At 72.0% G+C, this 18,184-nt stretch carries 2 protein-coding genes; both read left to right on the top strand.

The annotated features are described in order from the left end of the window. Positions 1-16,102 (top strand): type I polyketide synthase (locus tag ACFC79_RS37460; RefSeq protein WP_376249652.1); only part of this gene is annotated, 16,102 nt, incomplete at its 5' end. A 129-nt stretch (positions 16,103-16,231) separates the two neighbouring features. Next, on the top strand, positions 16,232-18,184 hold a 1,953-nt coding region (locus ACFC79_RS37455; protein WP_376249650.1), incomplete at its 3' end, for a type I polyketide synthase.

Here is an 18,184-nt window from a genome sequence, read left to right as displayed (position 1 = left end):
TGCGTTTTTGGATGCGTTGGCCGAGCGGCGTCGTGCTGAGGGGTTGCCGGCGTTGTCGGTGGCGTGGGGTCCGTGGGCCGAGGGTGGTATGGCTGCGGATGAGGTGTTGGAGCAGCGGATGCGTCGGGCGGGTATGCCGCCGATGGATGCCGGGTCGGCGATGGATGCTCTGCAGCGGGCTCTGGATCTCGGCGACACGACCGTGACCGTCGCGGACATCGACTGGGACCGCTTCGGCCCCGGCTTCACCGCCGCACGGCCCAGCCCGCTGCTGTCCGACCTGGCCGAGGTGCGTCAGGCCGCGGCACACGCTTCCCTCGCCTCCGAATCGTTCGAGAGGGCCACGGAACCGGCGACCTCGCTCGGTCAACGACTGGTCACGATCGGCGAGTCCGAGCGCGGTGCCTTCCTGCTGGACCTCGTACGGGGTCATGTCGCCGAGGTACTGGGCCACGCCCACATCGACGAGGTCGCGGCCGACCGCCCCTTCCGCGAGATCGGGTTCGACTCGCTGACCGCCGTCGAACTGCGCAACGGCCTCAACGCCATCACCGGTCTGCGGCTCCCCGCCACCCTCATCTACGACTACCCCACCCCGATCGTCCTCGCCGACCACCTCCTCGCCGAACTGCTCGGCGAGGAGACCGCGGTCACCGGCCCGGTGATGGCGGCCGCGGTCGACGACGACCCGATCGCGATCGTCGCGATGAGCTGCCGCTTCCCCGGCGGCGTGCACACACCCGAGCAGCTGTGGCGCTTGCTCGTGGCCGGCACGGACGCCGTTTCCGGCATGCCCACCGATCGCGGCTGGGACCTGGAGACGCTCTACAACCCGGACCCGGACGTCGAGGGAACCTCGTACGCCCGCGAAGGCGGCTTCCTGCACGATGTCGCCGACTTCGATCCCACCTTCTTCGGGATCTCGCCGCGCGAGGCCCTCGCCATGGACCCGCAGCAGCGACTGCTGCTGGAGACCTCCTGGGAGGCATTCGAACGGGCCGGTATCGACCCGGCCACACTGCGCGGCAGCCACGCCGGTGTCTTCGTCGGCACCAATGGCCAGGACTACCTGTCGCTGCTGCTCAACGGCTCGGAGGGCCTCGAAGGCCACATGGGCACGGGCAACGCGGCAAGCGTGATCTCCGGCCGGCTCGCCTACACCTTCGGGCTGGAGGGCCCGGCCGTCACCATCGACACCGCCTGCTCCTCCTCGCTCGTCGCCCTGCACTCCGCCATCCAGGCGCTGCACAACGGCGAGTGCTCGCTGGCCCTGGCCGGTGGTGTGACCGTGATGTCCACGCCCGGCGTGTTCGTCGACTTCAGCCGTCAGCGCGGTCTGGCGGCGGACGGGCGGATCAAGGCGTTCGCGGCCGGTGCGGACGGCACGGGCTGGGGCGAGGGCGTCGGCATGCTGCTCGTCGAGCGGCTGTCCGACGCGCGGAGGAACGGCCACCCCGTGCTGGCGGTCGTGCGTGGTACGGCGGTGAACCAGGACGGTGCGAGCAACGGCCTGACGGCGCCGAACGGCCCGTCCCAGCAGCGAGTGATCCGGCAGGCCCTGGCCACCGCCGGACTGTCGGCAACGGACGTGGACGCGGTCGAGGCCCATGGCACGGGCACGAAGCTGGGTGACCCGATCGAGGCGCAGGCGCTGCTGGCCACCTACGGCCAGGACCGCTCCGAGGACCGTCCGCTGTTCCTCGGCTCCATCAAGTCGAACATCGGTCACACGCAGGCCGCGGCCGGTGTCGCGGGTGTGATGAAGATGGTGCTCGCCATGCAGCACGGTGTGCTGCCGCAGACCCTGCACGTCGACGAGCCGACCCCGCACGTCGACTGGTCGGCGGGTGACATCGCCCTGCTGACCGAGTCGGTGCAGTGGCCGGAGACCGGCCGTCCCCGCCGGGCAGGCATTTCCTCCTTCGGCTTCAGCGGCACCAACGCCCACGCCATCGTGGAGCAGGCGCCGTCCGAGGAGACCTCGGAAAGCGCACCGGAGCCGGGCGTGTCCCCGGCGGTGCTGCCGGTGGTCCTGTCCGCCCGCACCACCGACGGGCTGCGGGCGCAGGCCGAACAGCTGCGTGCGCATCTGACCGCCGAACCGGACACGGCGCCGACGGACGTCGGCTACTCCCTGGCCGCGCACCGGGCGGTCTTCGAGGAGCGGGCCGCGCTCGTCGCCGAGGACAGGGCCGGTCTGCTGGCCGGCCTGGAGGCGCTGGCCGAGGGCCGCGGCACGACCGGGCTCGTCGAGGGCACGGTGGTCAGTGGCAAGTCGGCGTTCCTGTTCACGGGGCAGGGGAGTCAGCGGCTGGGCATGGGGCGTGAGCTGTATGCCGCGTTCCCTGTATTCGCTCAGGCGCTGGACGCGGTCTGCGACGAGTTGGACCGGCATCTCGAACAGCCTCTGAAGGTTGTGCTGTTCGGTGATGACGCCGAGGCGCTGGACCGGACGGGGTTCACGCAGCCCGCGTTGTTCGCGGTCGAGGTGGCGTTGTTCCGTCTCGTCGAGGCATGGGGCCTGCGGCCTGATTTCCTGTCGGGTCATTCGATCGGTGAGCTGGCCGCTGCGCATGTGGCGGGTGTGTTGTCGCTGGCGGATGCGGCGAAGCTGGTTGCTGCGCGTGGCCGGTTGATGCAGGAGCTGCCGGCCGGTGGCGCGATGGTGGCGGTGCAGGCATCCGAGGACGAGGTGCTGCCGCTGCTGGTCGAGGGTGTGAGCATTGCCGCGCTGAACGGTCCGCAGTCGGTCGTGATCGCGGGCGACGAGGACGCCGCCGAAGCGATCGCCGCCGGTTTCGAGGCGCAGGGCCGCAAGACCAAGCGTTTGACGGTCAGTCATGCCTTCCACTCGCCGCGCATGGACGGGATGCTGGACGCGTTCCGCGAGGTCGCGGAGAGCATCGCGTACAAGGCGCCGCGTATTCCGATCGTGTCGAACCTGACCGGGGACCTGGTCTCCGTGGAGGAGATCACCACTGCGGACTTCTGGGTGCGGCACGTCCGCGAGGCGGTCCGCTTCCTGGACGGCATCCGCATCCTGGAGGCGCAGAACGTCACGACATTCGTCGAACTCGGTCCCGACGGTGTGCTCGCGGCCATGGCACAGGACTGCGTCACCGGAGAGGATGCGGTGTTCGCCGCCGCGCTGCGCAAGGGACGTGGTGAGGCGGAGTCGCTGGTCGGCGCGTTGGCGCGGGCGCATGTACGCGGTGTGAAGGTGGACTGGGCGGCGTACTACGCGGGCGCAGGTGCCGCGCGGATCGAGCTGCCCACGTATCCCTTCCAGCGCGAGCGCTACTGGCCGAAGGTGTCCTCGCTGTACCTCGGCGACGTCGCGGCCGTGGGACTCGCCCACCCCGGGCACCCGCTGCTCGGGGCGAGCGCCGAGCTGCCCAACGACGACGGGATGCTCTTCACCGGTCGGCTGGCGCTGTCCACCCAGCCGTGGCTGGCCGACCACACCATCATGGACACGGTCCTGCTGCCGGGCACGGCGTTCGTGGAACTCGCGATCCGGGCCGGAGACCAGGTCGGTTGCGAGCACCTCGAAGAGCTGACACTCGAAGCACCGCTGGTCCTGCCCGAACAGGGCGGAATCCAGCTGCGGTTGTGGGTCGGCGCGGCCGATGAATCCGGCCGACGCCCGCTGGCCTTCCACTCCCGCCCGGAAACCCTTGCGGCCGAGGAGCCGTGGACCAGGCACGCCAGCGGTGTGCTGGCTGCCGCGGCCGACCTGTCGGCGCCGATGTTCGAGCTGAACGCCTGGCCTCCGGCGGACGCGGTCGAGGTGCCGGTCGAGGACCGTTACGCGCACCTGCTGGACGTCGGCTTCGCGTACGGCACCGCCTTCCAGGGCCTGCGCAGGGCGTGGCGGCGGGACGGCGAGATCTTCGCCGAGGTGCTGCTGCCCGAGGAGACCCGGGAGGAGGCGAGCCGCTTCGGCCTGCACCCGGCACTGCTGGACTCCGCACTGCATGCGCTGGGCCTCGGCGGCCTGGGCGGTACGGAAACCCAGGGCCGACTGCCGTTCGCCTGGGCCGGGGTGTCGCTGCATGCAGGCGGCGCCTCAAGCCTGCGCGTCCGGATGGCCGCGACGCACGGTGACGGCGTGCGGCTGGAGATCGCGGACGCGACCGGCGCACCGGTCGCCACCGTGGCATCGCTCGCACTGCGCCCGGTGTCGGCCGAGCAGCTGCGCAGCGCGCGGACGACACATCACGACTCGCTGTTCCGCATGGAATGGGCCGACCTCACGCCCGCTTCGGGGGATGCCTCCGCGAGCGGTTGGGCGGTTCTGGGCTCGGCGGGTCCCGGCATCGGTGAGAACATCCCGGCGCACGACTCGTACGACGACCTCGTCCGTGCGGTCGAAGCCGGCGCCCGGACCCCGGACTTCGTTCTCGTCTCCCCGTCCACCGGGACCGACGACGAGGACGCGGCAGCCGCGACCCACCGGGCCGGTGCCGAGGCCCTCGCCCTCGTCCAGACATGGTCGGCGGACGAGCGCTTCGCCGACTCCCGTCTGGTGGTACTGACGTCGGGTGCCGTCGCCACCGAGGTCGGTGCGCCGGTGGACGACCTGGCGGGTGCCGCCGTACGGGGGCTGCTGCGCTCGGCGCAGTCGGAGAACCCGGACCGCTTCGTCCTTGTCGACCTCGACGGTCACGCCGACTCGCTCGGTGCGCTGCCCGCCGCCCTGGCGAGCGGCGAGCCCGAGATCGCGGTGCGGGAGGGCGTCCTCAAGACGCCGCGAATGGCCCGCGCGGTCTCGACGGACCACACCGAAGCCGACGCCGCTGTCCTGAACCCGGACGGCACAGTGCTGGTGACCGGTGCCAGTGGTTCGCTGGGCGGTCTGTTCGCCCGGCATCTGGTTGCCGAGCACGGTGTGCGGCATCTGTTGTTGGTGAGTCGGCGTGGTGGTGGGGCGCCGGGTGCGGCGGAGCTCGCGGCCGAGCTGGCGGAGTCGGGTGCGGTGGTGACCTGGGCGGCGTGTGATGTGGCCGACCGGGACGGGCTGGCCGCTGTGCTCGCCGCGGTTCCGGGCGAGCACCCGTTGACCGCGGTGGTGCACACCGCAGGTGTGCTCGACGACGCCACCATCGGCTCGTTGACGCCGGAGCGGCTGGCGCACGTATTCCGTCCGAAGGTGGACGCTGCGTGGAACCTGCACGAGCTGACGCGTGAGCTGGACCTGACGGCGTTCGTGGTGTTCTCCTCGGCGGCCGGTGTCTTCGGTGGTCCCGGACAGGGCAACTACGCCGCCGCCAACGCCTTCCTGGACGCTCTCGTCCAGCATCGTGCCGCGGCCGGGCTTGCGGCGACTGCGCTGGCCTGGGGGCTGTGGGCCGGTGGCGGTATGGGCGACACCCTGGACGAGGCCGACATCAGCAGGATGCGGCGCGCAGGGGTGCCGCCGCTGTCCGTCACGGACGGGCTGCGACTCTTCGACGCCGCCCTGGAGACGGGCGATGCGACGCTGGTGCCGATGCGGCTGGACATCGCGGCGCTGCGCACGCAGGCCGCGGCCGGCCCCATCTCGCCGTTGTTGCGTGGTCTGGTCCGGGTTCCGGCCCGTCGTGCGGTGGATGCCGTCGCGGCGGGTGCGGGGGAGTCGGGTCTGGTGCAGCGGCTGACCGGGCTGAGTCCGGCGGAGCAGGAGCGGGTGCTGCTGGATCTGGTCCGTGGTCAGGTTGCCGCGGTGCTCGGTTATGCGAGTGGGGAGACGATCGGTTCGGGCCGGGCGTTCAAGGAGCTGGGCTTCGATTCGCTGACCGCTGTCGAGCTGCGCAATCAGCTGAACGCGGTGACGGGGCTGCGGCTTTCGGCCACTCTCGTCTTCGACTACCCGGACCCGACCGTCCTCGCCCGCCACCTGCGCACCGAGCTGGTCGGGGAAGAGGTCGTGACCGCGGTCCCGGCGACCCCCGTCGCCGTCGGCGACGACGAGCCGATCGCGATCGTCGGCATGAGCTGCCGCTACCCGGGCGGTGTCACCAGCCCCGAGGAGCTGTGGCAGCTCGTCCTGGGATCGGTGGACGCCATCTCCGGCTTCCCCGCCGACCGCGGCTGGGACCTGGAAGGGCTGCACGGCGACACCCCCGGGCAGTCCGGCACCAGCTCCACCATCGAGGGCGGCTTCCTGCACGACGCAGCCGAGTTCGACGCGGACTTCTTCGGGATCAACCCGCGCGAGGCGCTGGCCATGGACCCGCAGCAGCGGCTGCTGCTGGAGACGTCCTGGGAGGCGTTCGAGCGGGCGGGCATCGACCCGGCCTCGGTGCGCGGCAGCAGGACCGGTGTGTTCGCGGGCGTCATGTACCACGACTACCTCACGCGGCTCACAGCGGTCCCGGAGGACCTGGAGGGTTACCTGGGCACCGGAGCCGCAGGCAGTGTCGCCTCCGGCCGGGTGTCGTACACCTTCGGGCTGGAGGGCCCGGCGGTCACCATCGACACCGCCTGCTCCTCGTCGCTGGTCGCCCTGCACCTCGCCGCCCAGGCACTGCGCAACGGCGAGTGCACGATGGCGCTGGCCGGTGGTGTGACCGTCATGGCCACCCCGGACACCTTCATCGACTTCAGCCGCCAGCAGGGCCTGTCGACGGACGGCCGGTGCAAGTCCTTCGCCGCGTCGGCGGACGGCACCGGCTGGTCCGAGGGAGCGGGCATGCTCCTCGTGGAACGCCTCTCCGACGCCCGGAAGAACGGGCACGAAGTGCTCGCCGTGGTGCGCGGCAGCGCGGTGAACCAGGACGGTGCGAGCAACGGCCTGACAGCGCCCAACGGCCCGTCCCAGCAGCGCGTCATCCGCGCGGCGCTGGCCGACGCGGGCGTTCCCGCCGCCGAGGTCGACGTCGTGGAGGCGCACGGCACCGGCACGACGCTGGGTGACCCGATCGAGGCGCAGGCGCTGCTGGCCACCTATGGTCAGGAGCGGCTGGAGGGCCTGCCGTTGTGGCTGGGCTCGCTGAAGTCCAACATCGGTCACACCCAGGCCGCGGCCGGTGTCGGCGGCATCATCAAGATGGTCATGGCGATGCGCCACGGCGTGCTGCCGCAGTCCCTGCACATCGACGAGCCCTCGCCGCACGTCGACTGGGCGGCCGGCGACATCGAGTTGCTGACCGAGGCACGGGCCTGGCCGGAGACCGGCCGGGTGCGCCGGGCGGCGGTCTCCTCCTTCGGTGTGAGCGGCACCAACGCCCACACCATCCTGGAGCAGGCACCCGCGCCGGTTTCCGCGCGGCCCGCTGGCGCTCCGGTGAAGAAGCCGCTGCCGATGGCGGTGCCGTGGGTGCTGTCGGGCAAGTCCGAGGCCGCCCTGCGCGGCCAGGCCGAGCGGCTGCTTGCCCACCTCGCCTCGAACACCGCGCTCGACACCGCCGATGTGGCCTACTCGCTGGCAGTCGGCCGGACGGCGCTGGAGCGCCGTGCGGTGGTCGTCGCCGACGACCACGCCGGATTCCGCACGAGCCTGGAGGCGCTGGCGCACGGCACCACCGCCGCCGGCCTCACCACGGGCATGGCCACCGGGGGCAGGACCGCCTTCCTCTTCACGGGGCAGGGCAGCCAGCGACTGGGCATGGGGCGTGAGCTGTACGAGACGTTCCCCGTGTTCGCTCAGGCGCTGGACGCGGTCTGCGACGAGTTGGACCGGCATCTCGAACAGCCTCTGAAGGTTGTGGTGTTCGGTGATGACGCCGATGTGTTGAACCGGACGGGGTTCACTCAGCCTGCGTTGTTCGCGGTCGAGGTGGCGTTGTTCCGTCTGGTGGAGGCGTGGGGTCTGCGTCCGGACTTCCTGTCGGGTCATTCGATCGGTGAGCTGGCTGCCGCGCATGTGGCGGGTGTGTTGTCGCTGGCGGATGCGGCGAAGCTGGTGGCGGCCCGTGGTCGCCTCATGCAGGAGCTGCCTGCCGGTGGTGCGATGGTGGCGGTGCAGGCGTCGGAGGAGGAGGTGCTGCCGCTGCTGACCGGGGGTGTGAGCATTGCCGCGCTGAACGGTCCGCAGTCGGTCGTGGTCGCGGGCGATGAGGACGCCGCCGAGGCGATTGCTGCCGGTTTCGAGGCGCAGGGCCGTAAGACGAAGCGGCTGACGGTTTCGCACGCGTTCCATTCGCCGCGTATGGACGGGATGTTGGATGCGTTCCGTGAGGTCGCGGAGAGCATCGCGTACGAGGCGCCGCGTATCCCGATCGTGTCGAACCTGACCGGTGCCGTCGTCTCCGCCGAGGAGATCAGCACCGCGGAGTTCTGGGTGCGGCACGTCCGTGACGCCGTTCGCTTCCTCGACGGCATCCGCACTCTGGAGGCCGAAGGCGTCACCACCTTCGTCGAGTTGGGCCCGGACGGTGTGCTCACCGCCATGGCACAGGACTGCGTCACCGGTGAGGGCGCGGTGTTCGTCCCCGCGCTGCGCAAGGGACGTGCCGAGACGGAGTCGGTGACCGGTGCGCTGGCGGCGCTTCACGTCCTGGGCTCCGCCCCGGACTGGCGGGCGTACTTCGCGGGGACCGGCGTGCGGCAGGTGGACCTGCCGACCTATGCGTTCCAGCGACAGCGCTACTGGGTGGAGAACCCCGAGGAGCGGACCCGGAGCGGCGCGCCGACCGCGGACGCGGTGGACACGCGGTTCTGGGAGGCCGTGGAACGCGAGGACCTGGAGGCTCTCGCGGGCACGCTGCATTCCGAGAACGCCGACGAGCTCTCCTCGTTGGGCACCGTCCTGCCCATGCTGTCCTCGTGGCGGCGTCGGCAGACCGAGCGGTCGACCGTCGACGCCTGGCGCTACCAGGTGTCGTGGAAGCCGGTGACCGTGCACGCGGAGAGTGCGCCGAACGGTCGCTGGCTGGTCGTCACCTCCGCGAGTCGGGCCGACGAGACATGGACCGAGGGCGTCGTCCGGGCGTTGTCGGCACGTGGTGCCGGGGCCGAGGTCATCGGGTTCGGCGCCGAGGACGACCGTTCCGTGATGGCCGCGCGGCTGCGCGCGGTGGCGGGCGACGGCGCGGTGGCGGGTGTGTTCTCGCTGCTGGCCGTCGAGGGCGCCGAGGGGCTGCTGCTGACGGCCGCGCTGGTCCAGGCACTGGGCGACGCGCAAGTCGGTGCCCCGCTGTGGGTCGCGACGCGCGGTGCGGTGTCGATCGGCCGGTCGGACAAGGCCGTCGATCCGTGGCAGGCGCAGAGCTGGGGGCTGGGCCGGGTTGCCGCGCTGGAGCATCCGGAGCGGTGGGGCGGTCTGGTCGACCTGCCGGAATCTGCGGACGACCGGGCGCTGGCACGAGTGGCCGGGGTGCTGTCGGGCCGCAGCGGCGAGGACCAGGTAGCGGTCCGTTCCTCCGGAGTCTTCGGACGGCGGCTGATCCGCGGTGCGGCGCCGGCGAGCACGGGGCACACCTGGCAGCCGGGGGCCGGGACCGTCCTGGTCACCGGCGGCACGGGGGCGCTGGGCGCGCAGGTCGCGCGCTGGCTGGTGGACCGGGGCGCCGAGCATCTCGTCCTGACCAGCCGTCGCGGCCCGGACGCGCCGGGCGCGTCCGAGCTGTGCGAGGAACTCACCGGACGCGGGGCCCGGGTCACCGTCGCCGCCTGCGACGTTGCCGACCGCGACGCCCTGGCCGGACTGCTGGCCGGGCTGCCGGAGGAGTCCCCGCTGACGGCAGTGGTCCATGCGGCCGGTGTGCTGGACGATGGTGTGCTGGACGCGCTCACCCCCGAGCGCATCCGTAACGTCCTGCGCGCGAAGGCGGACGCGGCGACCGCTCTGCACGAGCTGACGCGTGAGCTGGACCTTTCCGCGTTCGTGCTCTTCTCCTCGATCGCCGGATCCATGGGCGCCGCGGGGCAGGGGAACTACGCCGCCGCGAACGCCTTCCTGGACGCGCTGGCCGAGCTGCGCCGGGCCGAGGGGCTGCCGGCGACCTCCATCGCCTGGGGCCCGTGGGCCGAGGGGGGCATGGCCGCCGACGATGCGCTGGAGCAGCGCATGCGCCGAGCCGGCCTGCCGCCGATGGACGCCGGTCGGGCGATCGCCGCTCTGCAACGGGTGCTGGACCTGGACGAGAGCGCGGTGACCGTCGCGGACATCGACTGGGCACGGCTCGCGCCGGGCTTCACGGCCTCGCGGCCGAGCGCCCTGCTGCGGGAACTGCCCGAGGCACGAGAGGCCATGGAGGCCGCGTCCGTCGGGACGTCCGGCACAACGGGTGCCGACACCGATGCCCCCCTGGCCCAGCGGCTGGCGGGACTGTCGGCGGCCGAGGCCGAACGGGCGCTGCTGGATCTGGTGCGCGCCGCGGTGGCGGACGTGCTGGGCCACGCCGACGCGGAGGCGGTCGAGGCCGACCGGGCGTTCAAGGAGTTGGGCTTCGACTCGCTGACCGCCGTCGAACTGCGCAACCGGCTGAACTCCGTGACCGGCCTGAGGCTGCCGCCCACGCTGGTCTACGACTACCCGTCGTCCACGGCGCTCGCCGACCACCTGCGGACCGAGGTCCTGGGCGAGGAGAGCGCACCGGTCACGGGTCCGGCCGCCCCGGCGGTGGCCGTGGCCGACGACCCGATCGCGATCGTCGCGATGAGCTGTCGTTTCCCCAGCGGCGTCCGGACGCCCGAGGAGCTGTGGCAGTTGCTGGCCTCCGGGCGGGACGCGGTCACCGGCTTCCCGGCCGACCGCGGCTGGGACGTCGAGGGGTTGTACGACCCGGAGTCCGACGGCGAGAACACCAGCTATGTCCGTGAGGGCGGCTTCCTGACGGACGCCGGGGCCTTCGACGCAGCCTTCTTCGGCATCTCGCCGCGTGAGGCCGTCGCGATGGACCCGCAGCAGCGGCTGCTGCTGGAGACGTCGTGGGAGGCGTTCGAGCGGGCCGGTATCGACCCGGCCACTCTGCGCGGTCAGCAGGTCGGCGTCTTCACCGGTACCAACGGCCAGGACTACATGTCCCTGGTCCTCAACTCGTCCGACGGCGGCGACGGCTTCATGGGCACCGGCAACGCGGCGAGTGTGATGTCGGGCCGGGTGTCCTACGCGTTGGGGCTGGAGGGTCCGGCGGTCACGGTCGACACTGCGTGTTCGTCGTCGCTGGTGGCGCTGCACTGGGCCATTCAGGCACTGCGCCAGGGCGATTGCTCGCTCGCCCTTGCCGGTGGTGTGACCGTGATGTCCACCCCGGGTTCCTTCGTGGAGTTCAGCAAGCAGCGTGGTCTGGCGGCGGATGGCCGGATCAAGGCGTTCGCGGCCGGTGCGGATGGCACGGGCTGGGGCGAGGGTGTCGGCATGCTGCTCGTGGAGCGGCTGTCGGACGCCCGGAGGAACGGCCACCCGGTCCTCGCGGTCGTGCGCGGCTCGGCGATCAACCAGGACGGCGCGAGCAACGGCCTGACGGCGCCGAACGGCCCGTCGCAGCAGCGCGTCATCCGGCAGGCCCTCGCCAACGCCGGTCTGTCGGCGTCCGAGGTGGACGCGGTCGAGGCGCACGGCACCGGCACGACCCTCGGTGACCCGATCGAGGCGCAGGCGCTGCTGGCCACCTACGGCCAGGACCGCCCGGCCGACCGGCCGCTCCACCTCGGCTCCATCAAGTCGAACATCGGACACACGCAGGCCGCGGCCGGTGTCGCGGGTGTGATGAAGATGGTGCTGGCGCTCCAGCACGGGGTGCTCCCGCAGACGCTCCACGTCGACGAGCCGACCCCGCACGTCGACTGGTCGACGGGCGCCGTCTCGCTGCTGACCGAGCCGGTCGAGTGGCCGGAGACCGGCCGCCCCCGCCGCGCAGCGGTCTCCGCCTTCGGCATCAGCGGCACCAACGCGCACACCGTGCTGGAGCAGGCACCCGAGCCGACCCCGGCCCGGCCTGCCGCCCCGGTGGCGGAGCCGACGTCCGTGCCGTTGGTGCTGTCGGGCAAGTCCGAGGCCGCGCTGCGCGGCCAGGCCGAGCGACTGCGGGCACACCTCGCGGCCCGGCCGGAGACGAACGCGGTGGATGTCGCGTACTCGCTGGCCACGACCCGCACCGCACTGGACCACCGGGCCGTGCTGGCCGCCGAGGACCGGGACGGGCTACTGCGCGGTCTGGCGGCACTCGCACACGGCGAGTCGGTGGGAACGGCTGCGCCGGGCCCGGTCCAGGGAACGGTGACGACCGGCAAGGTGGCGTTCCTCTTCACCGGACAGGGCAGCCAGCGGCTCGGCATGGGCCGCGAACTCTACGACGCCCAGCCGGTGTTCGCCGATGCGCTGGACGAGGTCTGCGCGCATCTGGACGCGTACCTCGACCGTCCGTTGAAGGCTGTGGTGTTCGGCGATGACGCCGACACCCTGAACCGGACGGGTTTCACTCAGCCTGCGTTGTTCGCGGTCGAGGTGGCGTTGTTCCGTCTGGTGGAGGCGTGGGGTCTGCGGCCGGACTTCCTGTCGGGTCATTCGATCGGTGAGCTGGCTGCCGCGCATGTGGCGGGTGTGTTGTCGCTGGCGGATGCGGCGAAGCTGGTTGCTGCGCGTGGCCGGTTGATGCAGGAACTCCCGGCCGGTGGCGCGATGGTGGCGGTGCAGGCATCGGAGGAGGAGGTGCTGCCGCTGCTGGTCGAGGGTGTGAGCATTGCCGCGCTGAACGGTCCGCAGTCGGTCGTGGTCGCGGGTGACGAGGATGCGGCGCTGGAGATTGCTGCCGGTTTCGAGGCGCAGGGCCGCAAGACCAAGCGCCTGACGGTTAGTCATGCCTTCCACTCGCCGTGCATGGACGGGATGTTGGATGCGTTCCGTGAGGTTGCGGAGAGCATCGCGTACGAGGCGCCGCGCATCCCGATCGTGTCGAACCTGACCGGTGCCGTCGTCTCCGCCGAGGAGATCAGCACCGCGGAGTTCTGGGTGCGGCACGTCCGTGACGCCGTTCGCTTCCTCGACGGCATCCGCACTCTGGAGGCCGAAGGCGTCACCACCTTCGTCGAGTTGGGCCCGGACGGTGTGCTCACCGCCATGGCACAGGACTGCCTCGCCGATCCCGGCCGCGCCGCGCTCATGCCGGTGCTGCGTACGGGCAGGCCGGAGGCGCGAGCGGCGACGGACGCGCTGGCACGGTTGTTCGCCCGCGGCACGGCCCCCGACTGGGAGGCGTTCTTCGCCGGTACGGGTGCGCGCCGCGTGGACCTGCCGACGTATGCCTTCCAGCACCAGCACTACTGGGCCGACGCCCTGCTGAACCTCGACGAGTACGCCTCGATGGGGCTCGGCACCGCCGACCACCCCCTGCTGGGTGCCGCGGTGGAGTTGCCCGACTCGGATGCGTTCCTCTTCTCGGGCAGGCTCTCGCTCCGCTCGCACGGCTGGCTGGCCGACCACATGGTCGGGGACACGGTGGTGGTGCCCGCCACGGCCTTCGTCGAACTGGCGGTTCGTGCCGGCGACCGGGCCGGCTGCGAGCTGCTGGAACAGCTGGACCTGGAAGCACCGCTGGTCCTTCCGGAACGAGGCGGCGTGCACCTGCGGGTGTCGGTCGGCGAGCCGGACGACGCAGGCTGCCGCACGCTGGCCGTCCACTCCCGCCCGGAGCGGTCGGACCGGCCGTGGACCCGGCACGCCAGTGGCCTGCTGGCCACCGGCGAGTTCGTGCCGAACCCCGCGGACCCGGCCGAGCTGTCGGCCTGGCCGCCCGCCGACGCACAGCCCGTGGCGGTCGACCAGGTCTACGGCCGACTGGCACACACCGGTCTGCTGCACGGCCCGGCCTTCCAGGGCCTGGAGCGCGTCTGGCGACGTGGTGCGGAACTCTTCGCCGAGGTGCGGATCGCGGCGGAGCGGCAGCCGGAGGCCACACGCTTCGCGCTGCACCCGGCACTGCTGGACGCCGCACTCCAACCGCTGGTGCTCCTGGCGGCGGACGCGGACGGTCCCGCACTGGCGGACTCGTGGCGCGGAGTGAGCGTGCGCGCGATCGGCGCGGACGCGCTGCGGGTGCGGCTGGCGCCGGTCGCCGACGCCGCCGCGGACGGTACGGTCTCGGTGGTGGTGGCCGACACGGCGGGTTCGCTCGTCGCGACGGTCGACGCACTGGCCGTCCGGCCGGTGGACCCGGACCGGATCGCCGGTGCGACGGACACCGGGACCGGGCACAACGATGCGCTGTTCCGTGTCGACTGGACCGCACTGCCCGCGTCTTCGGCGATCTCGTCCGAGTTCGTCGCCGTCATCGGCGGAGACGATGAGCTCAAGCCTGTCGTCGCGCTGGAAGCCGCCGGGGTGCACGCCGAGACGTATGAGGACCTCGCGGCGCTGAACGCGGCCGTCGCCGCGGGCGGCACCGTGCCCGGCACGGTGCTGCTGCCGGTACCGCCCGCCTCCGGCGACCTGCCCGACGGCGACCTCGCCGGGGCCGTCCACGCCGCCACCCACCGCACCCTGGGCGTGCTCCAGGAGTGGCTGAACGGTGGACGGCCGGGCACCGCCCGACTGGTGGTCGTCACCCGGGGCGCAGTTGCCGCAGCCGACGACGCGGACGTCACCGACCTGGTGAACGCACCGGTCTGGGGTCTGATGAGGGCCGCGCAGGCGGAGAACCCCGGACAGTTCCTGTTGCTGGACGTGGACGGCGACGCGTCGCTCGCGGCCATCCCGGGCGCACTGGCCTCGGACGAACCGGAACTGGCGCTCCGCGCCGGCACCGCGTACGCGCCGCGACTGGCCCGGACCGGGACCGAGAAGGGGGCGGGGCGCGCGAAGCCCATCGATCCCGAGGGCACCGTCCTGATCACCGGCGCCACCGGCGGTCTGGGACGCCTGCTGGCCCGGCACCTGGTCACCGAGCACGGCGCACGCCACCTGCTGCTCGTCAGCAGGCGCGGCCCGGCCGCCGAGGGCATGACGGAACTGACCGGCGAACTCCGTGCGCTGGGCGCCGAGGCCACCGTGGCCGCCTGCGACGCCTCGGACCGGACGGCACTCGCCACTCTGCTGGCGAGCGTCCCCGCCGAACACCCGCTGACGGCCGTGGTGCACACCGCGGGCGTGCTCGACGACGGCATCATCGACCTGCTGACACCGGAACGGGTGGACCGGGTGCTCGCACCCAAGGTCGACGCAGCCGTGAACCTGCACGAACTGACCCGGGACCTGGACCTGTCCGCCTTCGTGCTGTACTCGGCGGCGGCCGGCACCCTGGGAAGTCCCGGACAGGGCAGCTACTCGGCGGCCAACGTCTTCCTGGACGCCCTGGCCCGCCACCGCCGGGCCCGCGGTCTGGCCGCCGTGTCCCTCGTCTGGGGCATGTGGGCCGAGGAACGCGGCATGGCCGGTACGCTCGGCGCCGCCGATCTCGGCAGGTCGGCACGAGGCGGCGTGCTGCCGCTGTCCGCGACGGAGGGCCTCGCCCTGTTCGACACGGCCCGCGAGGCCGACGAACCGGTGCTGGTGCCGGTACGGCTGGACCTGGCCGCGCTGCGTGCCAACGCCGCCACCGGGGAACTCCAGCCGCTCTACCGCGGTCTGGTACGTGTCACCGCCCGCCGGGCCGCGCAGTCGGGCCGTGCCACCGTGGTGGAGGAGACCGGTGCCGAGACGCTGACCGCGCGGCTCGCCGGACTCTCCGACGCCGAACAGCGGCGTACGGTCCTGGATCTGGTGTGCCGTCAGGTGGCTGCTGTGCTGGGCTACGCGTCCCCGGACCAGGTGGGAGCCGAGCAGGCGTTCAAGGAACTCGGCTTCGACTCGCTGACCGCCGTGGAACTGCGCAACCGCCTCAACGAGGCGAGCGGGCTGAGGCTTTCGGCGACACTGGTCTACGACTACCCGACCCCGTCGGCGCTCGCGCACCAGCTGCTGGTCGAGGTGGCGCCCGAGGAGGCGACGGCAGGGCACTTTGTCCTGGACGAGCTGGAGCGACTGGAGAACACCCTGTCCGCACTGGCTCCGGAGGACCTGGCGGCGGTGGCCGAGAGCGAGGCCGAACACGACCGCATCGCGGTGCGCCTGCAATCGCTCCTGACGAAGTGGAACGACGTCCGGACCGCCACGGAGGACACCGCCGGGGCGGGCGCCCTCGAAGAGGCCAGCGACGACGAACTCTTCGACTTCATCGACAAGAGGTTCGGAAAGGGCTGAGAAACCGAGAAAGCCGGTAGCGCGACGGGCCGCCGAGAAATCCCGGGGAAACTCGGCGGCCGTACGCGCGGCAGCACCACCCCCACCGACCACCCCGACGATCCACCGCATGCGAAGAGGACGCGCCCCATGGCGAATGAAGCAAAGCTCCGCGAATATCTGAAGAAGGTCACCACCGACCTCGACGAGGCGTACCGGCGCCTCCAGGGAATCGAGGACCAGGCCCGCGAGCCGATCGCCATCGTGGCCATGAGCTGCCGGTTCCCCGGAGACATCCGTACCCCCGAGGAACTGTGGCGGCTGCTCGCCGCAGGTGGGGACGCGGTGGCGGAATTCCCCGACGACCGCGGCTGGGACCTGCAGAACCTCTTCGACTCGGACCCGGACACCCCGGACACCACCTACACCCGCGAGGGCGGGTTTCTCGGCGACGCCACCCGGTTCGACCCTGCGTTCTTCGGGATCTCCCCGCGCGAGGCACTGGCCATGGACCCGCAGCAGCGGCTGCTGCTGGAGACCGGATGGGAGGCGTTCGAGCGGGCCGGTATCGACCCGACCTCGATGCGCGGCAGCCAGACAGGTGTGTTCGCCGGCACCAACGCCTCCGACTACCTGTCGGTGGCGCTGGAGGCCGCGGAGGACTTCGGCGGGCACCTGGGCACCGGCAACTCCTCCAGCGTCCTCTCCGGCCGGGTCAGCTACGTCTTCGGGCTGGAGGGCCCGGCGGTCACCGTCGACACGGCCTGCTCGGCGTCGCTGGTCGCCCTGCACCTGGCCGTCCAGGCCCTGCGGCTGGGCGAGTGCTCGCTGGCCCTGGCCGGCGGCGTCCACGTGATGTCCACGCCCGGCCTGTTCGTCGAGTTCAGCCGACAGCGCGGACTGTCCGAGGACGGCCGCTGCAAGGCGTTCTCCGCGGACGCCGACGGCTTCGGACCGGCCGAGGGCATCGGTGTGCTGCTCCTGGAGCGGCTGTCCGACGCGCGGAAGAACGGCCACCCGGTGCTGGCCGTCGTGCGCGGCAGCGCGATCAACCAGGACGGTGCGAGCAACGGCCTCACGGCCCCCAACGGCCCGTCCCAGCAGCGCGTCATCCGGCGCGCCCTGGCCAACGCCAGGCTCTCCACCACCGACGTCGACGTCGTCGAGGCGCACGGCACCGGAACCGCACTCGGCGACCCGATCGAGGCGCAGGCCCTGCTGGCCACCTACGGCAAGGAGCGTCCCGCCGACCAGCCGCTGCTGCTCGGTTCGGTGAAGTCCAACATCGGCCACACTCAGGGCGCGGCGGGCATCGCGGGCGTGATGAAGATGGTGCTCGCCATGCGGCACGGCACGGTGCCCGAGTCGCTGCACATAGCCGAGCCGTCCCCGCACATCGACTGGTCGGCAGGCTCCGTGAGCCTGGTACGGGAGGCGACGACCTGGCCGGAGACCGGGCGGCCCCGCCGCGCGGGCGTCTCCGCCTTCGGCTTCAGCGGCACCAACGCGCACGTCATCCTCGAACAGGCCCCGGCCGAGGACCCCGCCCCCGCCGAGGAGCCGACACGGAAGCCCGGCGTGCTGCCGTGGGTGCTGTCCGGGAAGAGCCCGGCCGCGCTGCGCGACCAGGCCGCGAAACTCGCCGCCGCTCTGGAGGCCGATGCGGACCTCCGCCCGGTCGACATCGGCCACTCGCTCGCCACCACCCGGTCCGCCCTGGAGCGCCGTGCCGTGATAGTCGGTGAGAGCCGCGAGGGGTTGTTGGCGGGTCTGCGGACGGTTGCGGATGAGGGTATGGCGCCGGGTGTGGTGCAGGGGTCTGTCGTGGGTGGGCAGGTGGCCTTTGTGTTCCCGGGGCAGGGGTCGCAGTGGGTGGGTATGGCCGTCGGCCTGTTGGATGCTTCGCCGGTGTTTGCGGCGCGTATGGATGAGTGTGGGGATGCTCTGGCGGAGTTCACGGACTGGTCGTTGGTGGACGTCCTGCGTGGGGCCGAGGGTGCGCCGTCGCTGGAGCGGGTGGATGTGGTGCAGCCGGTGTTGTTCGCGGTGATGGTGTCGTTGGCGGAGTTGTGGCGTTCGGTGGGTGTGCGTCCGTCGGCGGTG

Origin of the sequence: Streptomyces sp. NPDC056061, assembly GCF_042266885.1 — a bacterium.
Lineage (GTDB): Bacteria > Actinomycetota > Actinomycetes > Streptomycetales > Streptomycetaceae > Streptomyces.
The sequence above is the reverse complement of the archived record's forward strand: the minus strand, read 5'-3'. Positions and strand labels throughout refer to the sequence as shown.